Source organism: Elusimicrobiota bacterium, from assembly GCA_016706425.1.
Lineage (GTDB): Bacteria > Elusimicrobiota > Elusimicrobia > FEN-1173 > FEN-1173 > JADJJR01.
In genome coordinates, this window is sequence record JADJJR010000001.1 from 1513386 (window position 1) to 1527782 (window position 14397).

At 64.8% G+C, this 14397-nt stretch carries 15 protein-coding genes; 7 read left to right on the forward strand and 8 right to left on the reverse strand.

Annotation, left to right across the window (positions count from 1 at the left end; genetic code table 11):
• Positions 1–21 precede the first annotated feature (21 nt).
• From IPI56_06190 to IPI56_06200, 3 genes are all read left to right on the forward strand, one after another.
• The gene (locus tag IPI56_06190) at positions 22–1473 is read left to right on the forward strand and encodes a hypothetical protein (GenBank protein ID MBK7545318.1); all 1452 of its coding nucleotides are present in this window, start codon (positions 22–24) and stop codon (positions 1471–1473) included.
• Positions 1454–3043, forward strand: coding sequence for a hypothetical protein (locus IPI56_06195; GenBank protein ID MBK7545319.1), 1590 nt, complete (start codon positions 1454–1456; stop codon positions 3041–3043). Before IPI56_06190 ends, IPI56_06195 begins: the two co-directional genes overlap by 20 nt.
• Positions 3044–3116: 73 nt before the next feature.
• On the forward strand, positions 3117–3827 hold the full coding sequence (locus tag IPI56_06200) for a hypothetical protein (protein ID MBK7545320.1): 711 nt from the start codon (positions 3117–3119) through the stop codon (positions 3825–3827).
• Positions 3828–3949: 122 nt separating this feature from the next.
• Here the strand turns inward: IPI56_06200 and IPI56_06205 are convergent, their stop codons facing one another.
• Genes IPI56_06205 through IPI56_06225 form a run of 5 tightly spaced genes read right to left on the reverse strand, consistent with a single transcriptional unit; the run spans position 3950 to position 6426 of the window.
• Positions 3950–4153: a DUF3185 family protein gene (locus IPI56_06205; protein MBK7545321.1), complete on the reverse strand. Its 204-nt coding sequence runs from the start codon at positions 4151–4153 to the stop codon at positions 3950–3952.
• Positions 4140–4811 (reverse strand): DUF502 domain-containing protein, encoded by a 672-nt coding sequence (locus IPI56_06210; protein MBK7545322.1) that lies wholly within the window; start codon positions 4809–4811, stop codon positions 4140–4142. The genes IPI56_06205 and IPI56_06210 overlap by 14 nt, the downstream gene beginning before the upstream one ends.
• The gene (locus IPI56_06215) at positions 4808–5410 is read right to left on the reverse strand and encodes a tetratricopeptide repeat protein (GenBank protein ID MBK7545323.1); all 603 of its coding nucleotides are present in this window, start codon (positions 5408–5410) and stop codon (positions 4808–4810) included. Before IPI56_06215 ends, IPI56_06210 begins: the two co-directional genes overlap by 4 nt.
• A 15-nt stretch (positions 5411–5425) precedes the next feature.
• Positions 5426–6010 (reverse strand): C39 family peptidase, encoded by a 585-nt coding sequence (locus IPI56_06220; protein MBK7545324.1) that lies wholly within the window; start codon positions 6008–6010, stop codon positions 5426–5428.
• Positions 6011–6024: 14 nt separating this feature from the next.
• The gene (locus IPI56_06225) at positions 6025–6426 is read right to left on the reverse strand and encodes a PA2779 family protein (protein MBK7545325.1); all 402 of its coding nucleotides are present in this window, start codon (positions 6424–6426) and stop codon (positions 6025–6027) included.
• Between the two features lie 207 nt (positions 6427–6633).
• On the opposite strand from IPI56_06225, the gene IPI56_06230 reads away from it, so the two are divergent.
• The gene (locus IPI56_06230) at positions 6634–7962 is read left to right on the forward strand and encodes a ferric reductase-like transmembrane domain-containing protein (protein MBK7545326.1); all 1329 of its coding nucleotides are present in this window, start codon (positions 6634–6636) and stop codon (positions 7960–7962) included.
• Positions 7963–8015: 53 nt separating this feature from the next.
• Here the strand turns inward: IPI56_06230 and IPI56_06235 are convergent, their stop codons facing one another.
• Both IPI56_06235 and IPI56_06240 read right to left on the reverse strand, forming a co-directional pair.
• A complete protein-coding gene (locus IPI56_06235; GenBank protein ID MBK7545327.1) occupies positions 8016–8336 on the reverse strand; it encodes a hypothetical protein in 321 nt (106 codons plus the stop codon).
• A 1-nt stretch (position 8337) separates the two neighbouring features.
• Positions 8338–8814, reverse strand: a complete 477-nt coding sequence (locus IPI56_06240; protein MBK7545328.1) for a hypothetical protein — start codon at positions 8812–8814, stop codon at positions 8338–8340.
• A 69-nt stretch (positions 8815–8883) separates the two neighbouring features.
• On the opposite strand from IPI56_06240, the gene IPI56_06245 reads away from it, so the two are divergent.
• Genes IPI56_06245 through IPI56_06255 form a run of 3 tightly spaced genes read left to right on the forward strand, consistent with a single transcriptional unit; the run spans position 8884 to position 12151 of the window.
• Complete coding sequence (locus IPI56_06245; protein MBK7545329.1) at positions 8884–10125, forward strand: MFS transporter; 1242 nt, start codon at positions 8884–8886, stop codon at positions 10123–10125.
• Positions 10122–11594: an SDR family oxidoreductase gene (locus IPI56_06250; protein MBK7545330.1), complete on the forward strand. Its 1473-nt coding sequence runs from the start codon at positions 10122–10124 to the stop codon at positions 11592–11594. Before IPI56_06245 ends, IPI56_06250 begins: the two co-directional genes overlap by 4 nt.
• 8 nt (positions 11595–11602) lie before the next feature.
• Complete coding sequence (locus IPI56_06255) at positions 11603–12151, forward strand: hypothetical protein (protein MBK7545331.1); 549 nt, start codon at positions 11603–11605, stop codon at positions 12149–12151.
• An 11-nt stretch (positions 12152–12162) separates the two neighbouring features.
• Here IPI56_06255 and IPI56_06260 read toward each other — a convergent pair whose 3' ends face one another.
• Complete coding sequence (locus IPI56_06260; protein MBK7545332.1) at positions 12163–14319, reverse strand: HEAT repeat domain-containing protein; 2157 nt, start codon at positions 14317–14319, stop codon at positions 12163–12165.
• Between the last annotated feature and the right edge of the window lie 78 nt (positions 14320–14397).

The window sequence follows — 14397 nt, forward strand, 5'->3', positions numbered from 1 at the left end:
CGTCCTATAATGGGCAATAACATGCGAACCATTGGCCGAGGGATTGGAGTCTTTTTTTTCCTTTTGCCCCTCGTGGCGCGGGGGGAAGACATTCACCGCGACCCCGACGTGATGAAACAGGCCTGCGCGGAATGCCACGAAAGCCCCCACCGCGCGGGTTGGCCCACGAATTGCCGCGAGTGCCATTCGTTGGGGGCGACCTCTTTCCGTGCGGCCGAGGCGAAGGTGTCGCCCGCGCGGCACGGCGCCTTGACGGGATTCCCGCTCACGCCGCCCCACGACGATTTGGATTGTTCCTCCTGTCACAGCCCGGAGTTGCCCTTTAAAGACAGCCACGGCGGCATGTTGCTGGCCGCCTGCGGCGCCTGCCACGACCACCCCCACGGAGAACAGTTCAAGGGACGGCGGACCCATTGCCGGGAATGCCACACCAAACTCCAAGCGGGGGAGTTCCGCCTGGCGGACCACCGCGCCTTTCCGCTGGACAACGAACACCGGGCCGTGGCCTGCCAGATGTGCCACCCCAAGGACAAAAAAACCGGGTCGCGGCGGTTTGTCGGCACGCCGCGCGACTGCAGCGCTTGCCACACCCTCCCCCACGGAAAAACCACGTCCTGGCCCCTGTCGCGGCCCCACGCGCGCGCGGCCTGCGGGCGTTGCCACACGGACCGGGGCCCGGCGCGGGATTTCGCCCGGCGGGGGTGCGGCGGCTGTCACGTGGACCCGCACGCGGCACAAAACGGGCCCTCATGCGAGAAATGCCACGACACGGAGGCGCGCTTTTGGCGCGTGCGCTCGGACGTGGCCGGACACGACCGGACGCGCTTTCCCCTGTCCGGGGTGCACCTCGCCATGGCCTGCGAGAAGTGCCACGGCCGCGCCGCCCTGGGGGATTACCGCGGCCTCCGCCCGGATTGTTACGGTTGTCACGCCGATCGCTACGCCGCGGCGCCCAACCACATCGACAACAACTTCCCCCGGGATTGCGAGCGGTGCCACACGACCAGCGATTTCAAAAACGTGCGGCCTTTCCACGTGCCGGGAAGCCGGTGCATCGATTGCCACGCGGGCGTTTTTCCCCAGGGGCCGAAACACACGAAACCGGGATTCCCCACGGACTGCCTGCGCTGTCACGTGGGGTTCCCGCCGGCGGACTTCACCGGCGCGACCATGAACCACAACGGCCTTTCCAACTGTTACGCCTGCCATGACGACGAATTCAATTCGGCGGCGGCCACGGACCACGCCGCGCGAAGCTACCCCACCAATTGCGGCGGTTGCCACAACACGACGACCTTCGCGCGCGGGGGCTTGACCCACCCGGCCTTTGTTTACCAGGGTGAGACGGCCCCTTCGAGCGGGCCCAACCACCGCGGTTTTTCGGGACAGTTCTTTTCTTGCAGCGTCTGCCACACGACGCGCTCGACCACGGCCGTGCGCTGTGACCGGTGCCATGATTTCCCGCCGGATTGACGTTCGCCGGGGACTGTCCCTGGCGCTGGCCCTGTTGCCCGGCGCCCTGTGGGCGGAGGGGCAGCGGGTGCGCGCCCGCGTGCTCTACGCGACCGTGGATGAAATCTACATCGACGCGGGGACCCTGGCCGGTTTGAGCCCGGGCGACCCCGGCGCCCTGGAAGGCGGCGGACCCCCCCGGACCCGGGTCGAGGTGGTGGACGCCTCGCGCGCGTCGGCGCGGTTGCGGGTGTTGGGACCCGCCGCCGAAACGGTGCGGGCCGGGGACACGGTGGTGATGGAAGCGAGCTTCCGGGAAAAGCCGATACCGCCGAGCGATGATTTCGTGCCCCTTTTATCGCCCCGGGCCGGAAAGGCCCCGGTCCCGGCGGCCAGGGAATCCCGGTTTCATGGGTCGTTGCGGCTGCGCCATTTGGCGCAACAGGACGAGGACGACCGGTCGTCCTACGGTTTGTCGCGGTTGGAGTTGAACAGCGGCGTGACGCGCGTCGGCGGGTCGTCGTGGTCTTTTATGGTGGACGGCAACGTGTCGTACCGGACGGGGGAGGCCTTTCGGGATTCGTTGGACTACCGGGAGGCCCGGTACGACGCCTACCGGCTGGTGGCCGAAGGCCCCCTGGGCGGACACGGCACCGCGCGGTTCGGACGCTTTGCCCCGGCGGAACTGCCGGGGTTCGGGTTTATCGACGGTCTTTTACTTCAGGCCCGCGCGGGACGGACGCGTTGGGGCCTGGTGGGCGGGGCGCGCCCCCGGGGGGCGGACCGACGCCCTTCGGGGGAACGTCCGGCGGCGGGCCTCTACGTCGCCCACGTCGCCCCGGACGCCGCCCGCCTGCGGCACGAAGGAACGGTGGGGGTTTTGGTCAACACCCACAAAGGGGAGTTGGACCGGCTGGCCCTGCTGTGCGACGAGCGACTGCGATTGTCGTCCCGCTGGTCGGCGGGGCTGTCCCTGGAGGCCGATAAACGCGTGGACCCTTCCACGGGCACGCCCGCGGCGCAATTGACGCGATTGAATGTCCACGCGCGGTGGACGCCCGGAAAAAACTTTTCCCTGAGCGGCGGCGCGGACCGCCACCAGGACTCGCTGACGCGCCCCAGCGACACGAGCGCCGCGTCCAACCGCCGCTATCTGCGCTATTGGGCGGGCGCGGGGCAATATTTGGGCGCGGGTTGGCGGGCGGAGGGCGATGTGTCTTTTTACGCCGCCACCCAGGACGAAAGCCCCACGCTGTGGCGGGGCGGGCTGACCAAGACCGGGCTGCCGGGATTGCGCGGGGGCTATGTGACCGCCAACATTTACAACCTGGGGGGAGGGGGATTGGAGGGACTGGGGGCCCAGGCCTCGGCGGGATTGCCGTTTTGGCGGGGACGAGTGTACTTGGCCCCTTCGGTGCGCGCGCGCGACGCCGCCCGGACGGGGGAAGAAAGAAAATGGACCGTTCTGGATTACGGGGCGCGCGCCGATTGGCGGGCGGACCCCCTCACCTTTTACGCCGGAGGAACGCGCACCGAGGAAGACGGGGCGAACGCCACGCTGGTCGAAGCGGGGGTGGATTTCCGCTGGTAAAGAGAGTATCGTTTCTCGATGCCGAACATTTCGAGTCGACGTTTTTTTGTGTCCCGGGGCCTGGGATAAACGCATGAAAAAGCCGTTCTTTTCGATCACCGATCTGGTTGTGGTGGCGATCCTCCTCGTCTCGGGAACGGCGGCCTGGCGACGGTTGGAGCTATCGAATCGGTGGGCCTGGGCGCGCGAGTCCCGGAAGGCCGAAACGGGGGAGGGCGCCGTGTTTGAATACCAGCGGATCGAAAACTGCCCCCTGGGACAAGGCCGGACGGAGAAAAAGTTACGGCGCACGGTGGGAAACCCGGGAACGGAGGGCACGACTTTCAAGCTCCACGAAACGCCCCCCGGCCGGACGGGGCCCCGGGCCCGGCGTCCCCACGTTTACTCGATGTTCTTTCCCTCTTCCTACGCGGACGCCACCCGGGACGGGGACAGGGACCTCGTCGCGCTGGCGGCCCGTCCATTGGAATTGCCGACAGGCACGTACTTCACCGTGCGGCGGTCGCGGGAGGGGAACATGTCGCACGGGGACACGGAAGGGTCCCACCCGCACCGGACCGTCACCTACGAATGGTATTCGCCCCGATCGCCGGCGGCGTTGTTGACCTACACCCGGGAGGCCGGCACGGCGGGCATGGACAACCCGCCGACGCGGCTCGAAGACCTGCCCGAAAACGTTTACTACGAATGGGAAATGCTGGAATCCGTTCGATCATCGGACAGCGGCGGGGACGAACCGGCCGAAATGGAACCGATATCCCACGCGGAGGGAGAAACGCAATGACGATGCCGACGCGCGTGTTTTGTTGGGCGGGGGTGGGCGGGGCGGCGGCTTTGTCGCCGATGCGATTCGGCAAGACGCCGGCGTGAACACCTTGTTGTAAATCCCCGTCGCCGGGGGGTGTTTTATTTCCCCCGTGATAATCCCATCAGCCCCAAAACACCGACGACGATCCCGCCCACAAACAGCCAGACGGTTTTGTTGGTCGGCGAACCGGTAAAAAAGCGCGACACATCGGACCGGAACGAATCGGACGCGTTCATCCCGTACATAATCAAAACACCCCCCCCGACCAAGAGCGCGATCGAGAAGATTTTATGGGTGGACATGTGTTGCCTCCTGGAGGCGCGGTTCCCGGAAAGCGCCGCCGATCGGCGCCTCGAGGGGACCGCGTTTTTGTATCGACATTCCCGCCGTGAAAACCAGACGGCTGGCGTCTTCGATGGACATATTGACGGGTTCCAGCGCCGACCGTGGGACCAGGGCCATGTACCCGCCGATCTGGTAACTCATGGGTAGGTAAACAATGACCATGTCCGCTGTCCCGGTCAGCGCGGGCATGGAAAAAAGGTTTTCCTGGGTGACAAAACCGATCAGCCGCAGGCCGGATTCTTTTAGGGTTAAGGAAACCACCTTGTTGAACTTTTTTGTTTTTGTGCTGGAGAGGAAGAGCACCGTGTCTTGCACGGCGCCGTAAATGGATTTTATGAATGGAATTCGCCCCATCAGATGCTCCCAGCAGTCCGATAAACGCTGAACCACCCGGGTGTTCATGACCAACCCCACCGCGTAAATCACCGCCGTTAAAAAAACGACGCCCAAGCCCGGGAAGTAAAAGGTTTTCGGCAGGACCCGCCGAAGGGCCGAGGCGGTGATGGACTCCAAACCGGTAAACACCCCGAGGGTCACCGCGCCGATGATTAAAACGGGGGTGACGACCCGAAGTCCCTTGGCGATGGTTTTTTTAAACGCGTATTCGCTTTTCATGGCGTGGGGATCGAAACGCCGGGCGCCAGGGCGGCCCGGCTTCGCGCCAATTGTTGGCGCAAGGGTTCGTCGCCCGGGGCGGCGAGGGATTCGGCTTCGTCCAATAAAAGCGTCGCTTCGGGGAAGCGTCCTTCGATTGTGTAAAGGCGGGCCAGGGTTTCCAAAGCGTAGGGCCGAACGGCCCCGCCCCGGTCGATCGCCTTCCGGGCGAGTTGTTCCGCCAACTTATAACGGTCCCCACGCTCCAAGTAAACCATGGCCAGGTTGTTGGCGGCCACGGCGTTGTCGGGGTCCAGCCGCAGGGCGCGGCGAAAACAGGACTCGGCTTTTTTAAAATCCCGGCTCGTGAAGGCGATGTTGCCCCGCGCCATCCATCCCGGCGGGTCACGCCGGTCGCCACGAATGGCCGCGTCGAATTGTTCAATAGCCAAGGCGGTCAACCCCTGGGATTCGTAGGACACGCCGAGTTCCCGATGCTGTTCCGCGGTCAAAGGGTCGGTGACCCGCGCGCGCCGGGGCGACAAAGCGGAACACCCCAGGGCGAACGCCAAGACCCATGGATATATTGGGAACCACGAATTGCGTTTCAGTGGAATCATCGCTCCGCGCCTCCTTTAAGGGACCGGGCCATCAATGCGCAGCGTTGTGCGGCTGGTTTTTTCCCATTGTTTTAAAAAACGCGAGGTGGGGACGAACCGATTCGGGGTGTCCCCCGAATGGACGAAAAGGCCCCGACGGCTTTCGCTGTAACCGGTGACGACAACGTAATGCCCGATGGGGAACATCCGCGTTCCGCGGTTGATAAAAGCGATGATCGGGCGTCCTTCCCGCACCTGGGTTTTGAGGTCCTCGATGTCGCCCTCGTACAATTGCGCCTGGAAGCCCCGGTCCTGGGCGGCGATCAGCAGATCGATCGCGAGAGCCCCTTTGAGGTGCGCGAGATAGATCTCTTTTTTTAAGGTGCGCGCGTCCACGCCCCGTCCCCAAAAAGACAAGACGCTGGCCAGGGCGGCGGGCCCGCATTGGTCGGTTTTGTCCGGGTAAAAGGGGACCACCAGCGAGCGTGGATCGCCCGCGGGGTCCGCCTGAGGCGCGGGGAGGGGCGCGCGGGGTTGGAAACCCGCGCACCCCAAACCCCACAGTCCGAGAAGACCGCCGACAAGCCAGGTCGGCTTTCTCGAACCGGTGGGAAGGGACATGGGAATGCCTTATCCTATATCCGCCGGAACACGTAGAAGAATATACCCACCAGAATCGCCACCAACAGCACCGTGATCAACAAACCGCCCGCGTCGCCACCGGGATTTATCGATTTGATCCGCGAGGCGGTTTGATGCAGTTGAGCGTCGGAAAGGCGGCTCAATCGCGCGTCGATTTGTTCCGGGCTTAGCTTGAGGTCCGCGAGGCGTTCCCGGAGAATTTTGGATTCCAACGATTTTTGGATGGTTTTAAGATCTTCAGCCCGGGTGGAGGTCGCGTTCTTCCCTTCGCCCATCGCTTCGACAGGCGCCAGCATGGCCCAGGCACGCGGGGGCAAGGTCATGGTCAAGGTCGTCGTCAGCACCAACGTTCCGACCAAGGACTTTTTAAAAAACAACACGGTTTCTTTTATCATGAGGGTCTCCTTTTTAAATCCCTTTCATGGGTAGGACACACGAAATGGAATCCGGGTTACAGTCCACGCCCGGGGAAGATTCACCCCCGCCAAGGAAATGAAAGGGCGCCGGGGCGCCCGCCGATCGATTTATGGTTTTCACGGAAAGCGTGTGCTATATTCGGGACGCCATGACCGAAACCGCGATATGAAGGGAAGGGGATTGTCATGAAAAGGTCCGGACGAAGGGCCCCACGGGGTTGGTTCTGGGGGGCGGGGTATTTTTTTGTTTTGGCCATCCCGGTGACGGTGGCTTATCTTGAAGGGGGGCTTCCCGGGCGGGGGTTTTGGATTGATTTGGCGGTGGCGGCGGGGGCGGTGGCTTTTTTTTGTTTTTGCGGACAGTTCGTTTTGACGGCGCGGTTTTTGCCCCTGGGGCGTTCGCTGGGGGTGGACGCGGAGTTGCGCTTCCACGGGCGGATGGGAACGCTGGGCGCGGGGTTGGTGTTGGTCCACGCGGGGATCTTGATCGCCGTGGCGCCGGGCAACCTGGGTTATATGAACCCGGGCCTGGGCGCGCCGGGGGGATTGATTTTGTACGGGGCCCTGTTGGCCCTGGGACTGCTGGCTCTGTCAACCCTGGGGCGAAGGGCGCTGAAAATTCCCTACGACCTCTGGCGGCTGACCCACGGCCTGCTGGCCGGGGTTGTGGTGGTGACGGGCGCCGTTCACATTTTGGCGGTGGGGTTTTGGACCTCGAACCCCTTGAATCGAATTTTGGTGATGGGGACGGCGGCCCTGGCCCTGTACGCCTTGGCGCACATTCGCCTCGTGAAACCCCTGATGGCCCTGCGGCGCCCCTGGGTGGTTTCCGAGGTGCGCTACGAAGCGCCCAAGGTGTGGACCCTGGCCGTGCAAGCCTTGCGCCACGACGGCCTGCGCTTCGCCCCGGGCCAATACGCCTGGTTGACCCTGGGCCGGAACCCCTTTCGGCTGGAACAGCACCCGTTCACCATCGCGTCGTCGGCGGAACGGAACGACCGGCTGGAGTTTGTGATTAAAGAGTTGGGGGATTTCACCTCGAAAATGTCGTCGGTGGCGCCGGACACCACGGCCTATGTGGAAGGCCCCTGCGGCGGCATGCCCTGGGACACCGCCCCGCGGGGCGTGGTGTTTTTGGCGGGGGGGGTCGGGATCACCCCGGCCTTGTCGATGGCGCGGACCCTGCGGGACCGAAGGGACCGGCGGCCGTTTGTATTATTCTACGCGGCGTCGAGCGAGGGAAAATTGGTGTTCCGGGAGGAACTGGAGCGGCTGCGGGGGGAACTGGCGTTGACGGTCGTTCCCGTTTTGGAAACGCCGCCCCCCGGGTGGACGGGGGAGACGGGCTATATTTCCCGGGAGATCCTGGACCGCCATCTGCCCCGGGAAGGGCGAAACGAATGGGACTACCTGATTTGCGGACCGGACCCGATGATCGAACAAATGCACGCCCATTTGACCGCCCTGGGCGTGCCGCGCCGCCGGCAACGGTCGGAGCGGTTTAACTGGGTTTGAACCGGATTTTGATCGAGCGGGCAAAGCCCCGCCGCGAAAGCGGCGGGGCTTTTTTATTTGAGGTTGAGCGGGTCCGGATTGGTCCGCAATTCGAACCAGGCGATGGACTGCACGCCGTGGGGGTGGCCTTCGACCGGATATACGTTTTGGCCTTTGATGGCGTACCAGGGCACGGTTTCGGGCGCGCGTTGGGGGTGGTGGGGCGTGGGGTAAAGTTTGTGGTCGTCCTTGACCACGTACCAGGGGTGGGGGTCGGCCCCGTCGGAATGGTGCACGGTGGTGAAGACGCCGCCGTCGCGGATGGCGAAGGTGGGAAAGGGGTGCGCGCCCTTGGGGTGGTTTTCGGTATTGTAGAGGAATTGGTCGGCGGCCATGTTATTGTCCTTGGCCCTCGGGCAGGGGCGGGTGGTAGGGTTCGGAAAGCTTGTCGTTGTAGGTGTCCCACAGAGAGAGGGTGGCTTGCAGGACGGGCATCATGCACACCAAAAGGACCACCGCGGTGACCAGGCGGGAGACGTTGTTGGTGCGGCCTTCGCGCCGGGCGCGGGAGAGACTGCGGATTTCCAATCCCAGAAGCACGAGCGCCAGGGCGATGATGGCGCAACAAATCAGATAGGGAATGTTGTTGAAACGGTAGCTTTCCGTTTTATAAAAGGAGAAGGAGGAGACGTAGGCGTTCCAGTCGAGGTGCTGCCAAAACAGCAGGAACACAAGGACGAACACGGCCGTCCGAAGGATCAACCGGCCGGTGGCGTGGGTTTTGCCTTCGTACCGGGCGCGGGCGATGCCCAGGAACTCGTAAAAGGCGATGAGCAATGCCGCGCTCAAACACGTGAATAGGAAAAAGTTCATGGCGTCCCCTTTGACGATTTTAATAGGTTATAACTTATACCCGTGGAACCGCACAAGACGGAGAAAACCATGAACGACCGCGCCCTTGCCCGCGGACCCGCCATGCCCCGGGCGGTGTGGGCCCTGGGGTTTGTGAGCCTGGGGATGGACGTGTCGTCGGAAATGATCCACGGGCTGTTGCCGGCCTTCATGACCACCGTGCTTTTGGCCAACCCCCTCGTGATCGGCGCCGTGGAGGGCCTCGCGGAGGCCACGTCGCTGATCGTAAAGGTTTTCTCGGGCGCGTTGAGCGACCGGATGCAACGGCGCAAAGTCTGGGCCCTGGTGGGCTACGGCCTGGCCGCGGCGTCGAAACCCTTCATCGCGACGGCGGGTTCGGTGGCGATGCTGACGGGCGCGCGCTTCGCCGACCGGGTGGGCAAGGGCCTGCGCGGGGCGCCCCGGGACGCCCTGCTGACCGAGGTGACGCCGCCGGAAATCCGCGGGGCCGCCTTCGGCCTGCGGCAATCCCTGGACACGGTGGGGGCGGTGCTGGGCCCGTTGATCGCCATGGGGCTCATGGTGTTGTGGGCGGGGGATTTCCGAAAAGTGTTTTGGGTGGCGGCCTTGCCCGCGGGTTTGGCGGTGGTCATTTTGTGGCTGGGGGTGAAGGAACCTCCGGTCGACGGTAAAAAAGCGACCCGGCCCCTCGAATGGCGCCGACCGGGAACGATGGGAAAAGCCTTTTGGTTGGTCGTGGCCCTGGGCGCGCTGATCACCCTGGCGCGCTTCAGCGAGGCGTTTTTGCTGTTGGCCGGACAGGCGCGGGGTTTGCCCGTGGCCGCGACGCCGTTGATCCTGGTGGGCCTGAATTTGGTTTACACCCTGACGGCCTACCCGGCGGGCAAGCGGGCCGATCGCGGCGACAAGAATCGTTTGCTCGTGACGGGCATGGCGGTGTTGGTTTTGGGAGCGCTCCTGGTGGGATGGATCGATCGTTGGTGGGGGTTGGCCCTCGGGGTGGTTTTGTGGGGGTTGCATTTGGGATTGACCCAGGGCCTGTTGGCGGCGATGGTCGCGGAAACCGCCCCGCCCGACGCGCGCGGCACGGCCTTCGGCCTCTTCCACTTCGTGTCGGGGATCGGGATGCTGGTGTCGAACGTGTTGGCGGGTTGGCTATGGAAATCCGCGGGCCCCCGGGCGACCTTCACGGCCGGGGCCGCCTTCGCCCTCGCGACCCTCCTGTGGATGGCCGCGACCCAAAAATCCCGGCGGCGCGAAGGCGGGAGCGATCCGCGGACCCCCCGGCGCGTGGACGGGGCCCCGTCGTGAGCGCGGCGGGGAAGCGGTCGACGAAAGTGGTTTTGACCGGGGCGACGGGCTACGTCGGCGGGCGGCTGCTGAAGGACTTGGAGTCCGCCGGGCACCGCGTGCGCTGCCTGGTCCGGCGGCCCGAATTGTTGCGGGGCCGCGCGGACGCGGGGACCGAGATCGTGCGCTCGGACCTGTCCGACTACACCACCCTCGTGGAGGCGCTGCGGGGCGCGGAGGCGGCGTATTATTTGGTCCACGCCATGGGGGCACCCGTCGATTTTGAAAACGAGGACCGACGGCTGGCGGACGTTTTTTCCCGTGCGGCGCGGGCCGCCGGGGTGGGACGCCTGATTTACCTGGGGGGCATTTGCCCGGCCCAGGGGGAAAAACTCTCGGCCCACCTGCGCAGTCGCCAGGAGGTCGGTCGCCTTTTCCACGCCTCCGGCGTGCCCACCCTGGAACTGCGCGCGTCGATCATTTTGGGGTCCGGCAGTCTTTCCTTTGAAATCATCCGCAGTCTGGTCGAGCGTTTGCCCGTGATGGTCACCCCCCGATGGGTGCGGGTGAGGGCCCAGCCGATTTTTATCGACGACGTGTTGGCGTACCTGCTGCAGTCCTTGGAGGTGCCCCTGCCCGCGTCGCGGGTGTACGAGATCGGCGGCGCGGAAGTCATGTCCTACGGCGCGCTCATGAACGAGTACGCCCGCCAGCGGGGATTGCGGCGGTGGATGATCCCCGTCCCGGTGTTGACGCCCCGGCTGTCGGGCATTTGGCTGAATCTGGTGGCGCCGGTTTACGCGCGCGTCGGCCGAAAGCTGGTGGAAAGCATACGCCACGCGACCGTGGTGGAGCGCGCCGACGCCCTGCGGGATTTCCCCGTGCGTCCGGTCGGGGTGCGGGAGGCGCTGGCGCGCGTCCTGATGGGGGAGGAGCGGCACTTCAACGCGACGCGCTGGGCCGACGCGGTGTCGAGCCAGGCCAACGAACGCGCTTGGCGCGACGCCCGCTGGGGCGTGCGCATCGTGGATTACCGCGTGACCGAATCGGGCGGGTCGGTGGAAAACGCGTTCCGCCACATCGAGCGCATCGGGGGGAAGAACGGGTGGTATTTTTGGAATTTCCTGTGGCGATGGCGCGGGTGGCTGGACGCCCTGGTGGGCGGCGTGGGGCTCCGCCGCGGCCGACGGGACCCCCACCGATTGCGGGTCGGGGACGCCTTGGATTATTGGCGCGTGGAGTTGATCGAACCGGGGCGGCGGTTGCGCCTCCGGGCGGAAATGAAGCTTCCCGGGCGGGCGTGGCTGGAATTTGACGTGAAACCCAAGGCCGAAGGGTGCGAAATCCACCAGACCGCGATTTTCGACCCTTTGGGGTTGTGGGGACTGGTGTATTGGTACGCCCTCTTGCCCGTGCACAAATGGATTTTTTCAGGTATGCTACGCGCCATCGCGCGGCGCGCCGGGGAAACCCGGCGCCACGCGGGTTAGGGGGGGACTTGGGTCGAATTGCCGTTTCCATAGACAACCGCTGGGGCCCGTACGAACACCCGGCGTGTTTCGCCTCCGACTGGGGCGCGATCGGGCCGCGCCTGCGCATCGGCGGCGCGCACGACCCCGGCGCCCTGTTCCGCATGTTGGTGGTGCCGATGACGGGGCCCTTTGTGGCCACCTACGTCCTGCACACGCCCCGCACCGACGCCCGCCCCGGCCGTTACCGCAGCCCCATGATGACCCTGGGGGAATTGCGTATTTTCTTTGAACGGTTTCAATCATTTTTGAACGGGGACGGGCGGCACGATTTCCTCATCGAAGCGCCCAAAGAACCCGCGACCGTCCTGTGGGACCGTCACGACCTGATCTTTGTCGAAGGGAACTTGGATCACGCCCTGGAGGTACTGACCACGCTGGAATTCCAGCGGGGGGAACTCGCCGTGCCAACGCCCCACCGCCACATGATCGATGAAACCCGCAACCAGGAAGAAACGGATTTGTTGATGGTGATGGACTGGCAATGGGCGGAGCTGTTGCTGGCCGACCGGGAGTGACCGGCGGGGGTCTACGTCGTTTGGGCGGCGTTGGCCAGTTGGCGGATGAGCGGGTCGGGGTCCTCGCGGAAGGTCCGCAGGCGCTGTTGGGCCGCCGTCGAACCGATTTGAACCAGGGCCCAGGCCGCCCGGGCGCGCAGAAGGTCCGACGAGGTTTTGCGGCCGAGACCGAAGGCTTTCGTTTTCCCGGCGACGATCCGGAACAACGGCTCCACCGCCGATTCGGCCCGCAGGCGGCCCAGCGCGATGCTGGCGGCTTCCATTTCCGCCTCGGGGCCGTCCTCCAGCAACTCCAATAACCGGCCGATGGCGCGTTTCCAACCGTAATTCCCCACGACGTCGATGGCCGTTTGGCGGACCCCCGCGTCGCTGTCGTAAAGGAACCGTTCGGCGATGCCCATGGCGTCGTCGCCGGAGAGTTTTTGAAGCACGCGCACCAGGGCGCGGCGAACGTCGGGGTCGGGGTAAAAGACCATGGCCCCGATGCCCGGCACCAGGGCCGGGTTGGCCAACAAAGGGATGACGCTGGTCACGTTGAGGATGACCTGGGAGGTGTTGTGGATGTCGAGCTCGGCCGCCAGGGCGGCGGCGCCCTGCTCGGGGTAACGGGCCAAGCGCGCCGCGGCCCACTGCCGCAGGCGCGGGTTGGGGGAGTTGCGCACCAGGGCCACGAACACGCGGATGCCCCGCTCGCCCACGTGTTCCAGCAGTTTTTCGGCGGGGGCCTTGCGATCCGGCGCGTCGGACGACAGGTCGTCCACGAGGACATCCAGCAATTCCTCGAGGATGTCCTGCAGGGCGGCCGACGCTTCGGCCCGGCGGCCTTCCAAATAGGGGGACTCGGTTTCGGCGTGCTTGCGCAACAGGCGGAGCGTCCGCTCCGCCGGGCCGAAGGCCTTTGAACGGAAATCGTGCAAGGCCGCGTGCACCAGGGCGTGCCGGAGTTCTTTGTAGACCGCGGACTGGCGCTCCTCGTCGGCCTGGGCGCGGAGGGCGCTGTTCATTTTTTCGGCTTCCTCCTCGAGGCGATTTTCCCAGAGGATGGCCTGGAGCGGGTGGGCCACCTGCACCGCCTCGGTCCGGAGCGTGGTTTCGGCCTCGCGGACCAGGTGGCTGATGCGCTCGATGAACGTCGGCACGCGGTCCGAAAGGCCCACGGCGAGCATGCGCTCAATGAAGGGGGCGAGGCCCTTTCCCCGCAGACCCTGGAGGAATTTGGCGTCGTTGCCCTGCAAAAGGACGTCGGCCTGGACGTCCAGCGGCTCTTCGACGGCGACCGCCGCCGCCGTGTCGGGCACGGCGTCGATCAATCGGCTTTTTTGCAGGTCTTCGTAGATCGGCCGGGGCACGTTGGCGGCCGCCGGGGATTTCAGCAGGAACGACACGAACTCCCGCAGGCGGGCGCGTTCCGGATTGTCGGCCGAGCCGTCGGCGGCGCGTTCAATTTTTTTGGCCCAGCGGCAGACCTCGTTGAGGATTTCCAGCATGCGGCCGCCCGAGACCGCCTCCAAAAAGGGCTGTTTGAGGGAATTTTCTCCGCCTTCGGCGAACTGGCCTTTTTCCACCAGGTCCATGATGACGTCGGACTTGAGGGAAGCCATGCGGACCGCCAGCTGTTGGCGCAGGTGTTGGCGGTGGGTTTCCTCGGGGATCTTGTCGATGTAGTCGATGGCGCTCATGACCGAGGATTTGACGTCCTGTTGAGCGGAAATGTCCTGAAATTGGAAAAAGCCGCGGCCCACGACGGTCTGCTCCTCCGTCAACTGCACGACGGTGCGGTCGTTGGTTTCCACGTGGGTGACGCCGGCGGTCGACAGGGCTTCGGAAAACGTGGAACCGTCGGTGCGTTTGCGGGCGAGGCAGGCCACCAGGGCGTCGGCCTCTTCGATGGTGAACCCCTTAACGAAACGCAGGCTTTGGACGCCGGCGGCCTCGTAAAGCTCCGCGATGGCGTCGGCCTGGGGAATTTCCTCCAGGTCGAGGAACATTTTTCCCTCGTTGCGGGTGAGGCGGACTTCTTCACGGGTGAGCATGAGCTCGAGAACCGCCTGGTGCAAGAGGGCGATGGCCTGCCGGACCGTGACGCTCGTGGTCGGGTAGATGCGGTATTTCATCACCGCGGCACGGAACGCCGTGGCGATTGGCGATTGCGCGTTGTTCGCCGGCATAGTCGGTTCCTCCTTTCCTGGAATCCCGCTTTCCAAGGTGTCAAGTTACACCCTTCGAGAATGCAACAAACCGACCGA

Excerpts from the sequence above, each read along its gene's own strand:
- IPI56_06190 (MBK7545318.1), top strand. The coding sequence starts at position 22 with ATGCGAACCATTGGCCGAGGGATTGGAGTCTTTTTTTTCCTTTTGCCC.
- IPI56_06195 (MBK7545319.1), top strand. The coding sequence starts at position 1,454 with ATGATTTCCCGCCGGATTGACGTTCGCCGGGGACTGTCCCTGGCGCTG.
- IPI56_06200 (MBK7545320.1), top strand. The coding sequence starts at position 3,117 with ATGAAAAAGCCGTTCTTTTCGATCACCGATCTGGTTGTGGTGGCGATC.
- IPI56_06205 (MBK7545321.1), bottom strand. The coding sequence starts at position 4,153 with ATGTCCACCCATAAAATCTTCTCGATCGCGCTCTTGGTCGGGGGGGGT.
- IPI56_06210 (MBK7545322.1), bottom strand. The coding sequence starts at position 4,811 with ATGAAAAGCGAATACGCGTTTAAAAAAACCATCGCCAAGGGACTTCGG.
- IPI56_06215 (MBK7545323.1), bottom strand. The coding sequence starts at position 5,410 with ATGATTCCACTGAAACGCAATTCGTGGTTCCCAATATATCCATGGGTC.
- IPI56_06220 (MBK7545324.1), bottom strand. The coding sequence starts at position 6,010 with ATGTCCCTTCCCACCGGTTCGAGAAAGCCGACCTGGCTTGTCGGCGGT.
- IPI56_06225 (MBK7545325.1), bottom strand. The coding sequence starts at position 6,426 with ATGATAAAAGAAACCGTGTTGTTTTTTAAAAAGTCCTTGGTCGGAACG.
- IPI56_06230 (MBK7545326.1), top strand. The coding sequence starts at position 6,634 with ATGAAAAGGTCCGGACGAAGGGCCCCACGGGGTTGGTTCTGGGGGGCG.
- IPI56_06235 (MBK7545327.1), bottom strand. The coding sequence starts at position 8,336 with ATGGCCGCCGACCAATTCCTCTACAATACCGAAAACCACCCCAAGGGC.
- IPI56_06240 (MBK7545328.1), bottom strand. The coding sequence starts at position 8,814 with ATGAACTTTTTCCTATTCACGTGTTTGAGCGCGGCATTGCTCATCGCC.
- IPI56_06245 (MBK7545329.1), top strand. The coding sequence starts at position 8,884 with ATGAACGACCGCGCCCTTGCCCGCGGACCCGCCATGCCCCGGGCGGTG.
- IPI56_06260 (MBK7545332.1), bottom strand. The coding sequence starts at position 14,319 with ATGCCGGCGAACAACGCGCAATCGCCAATCGCCACGGCGTTCCGTGCC.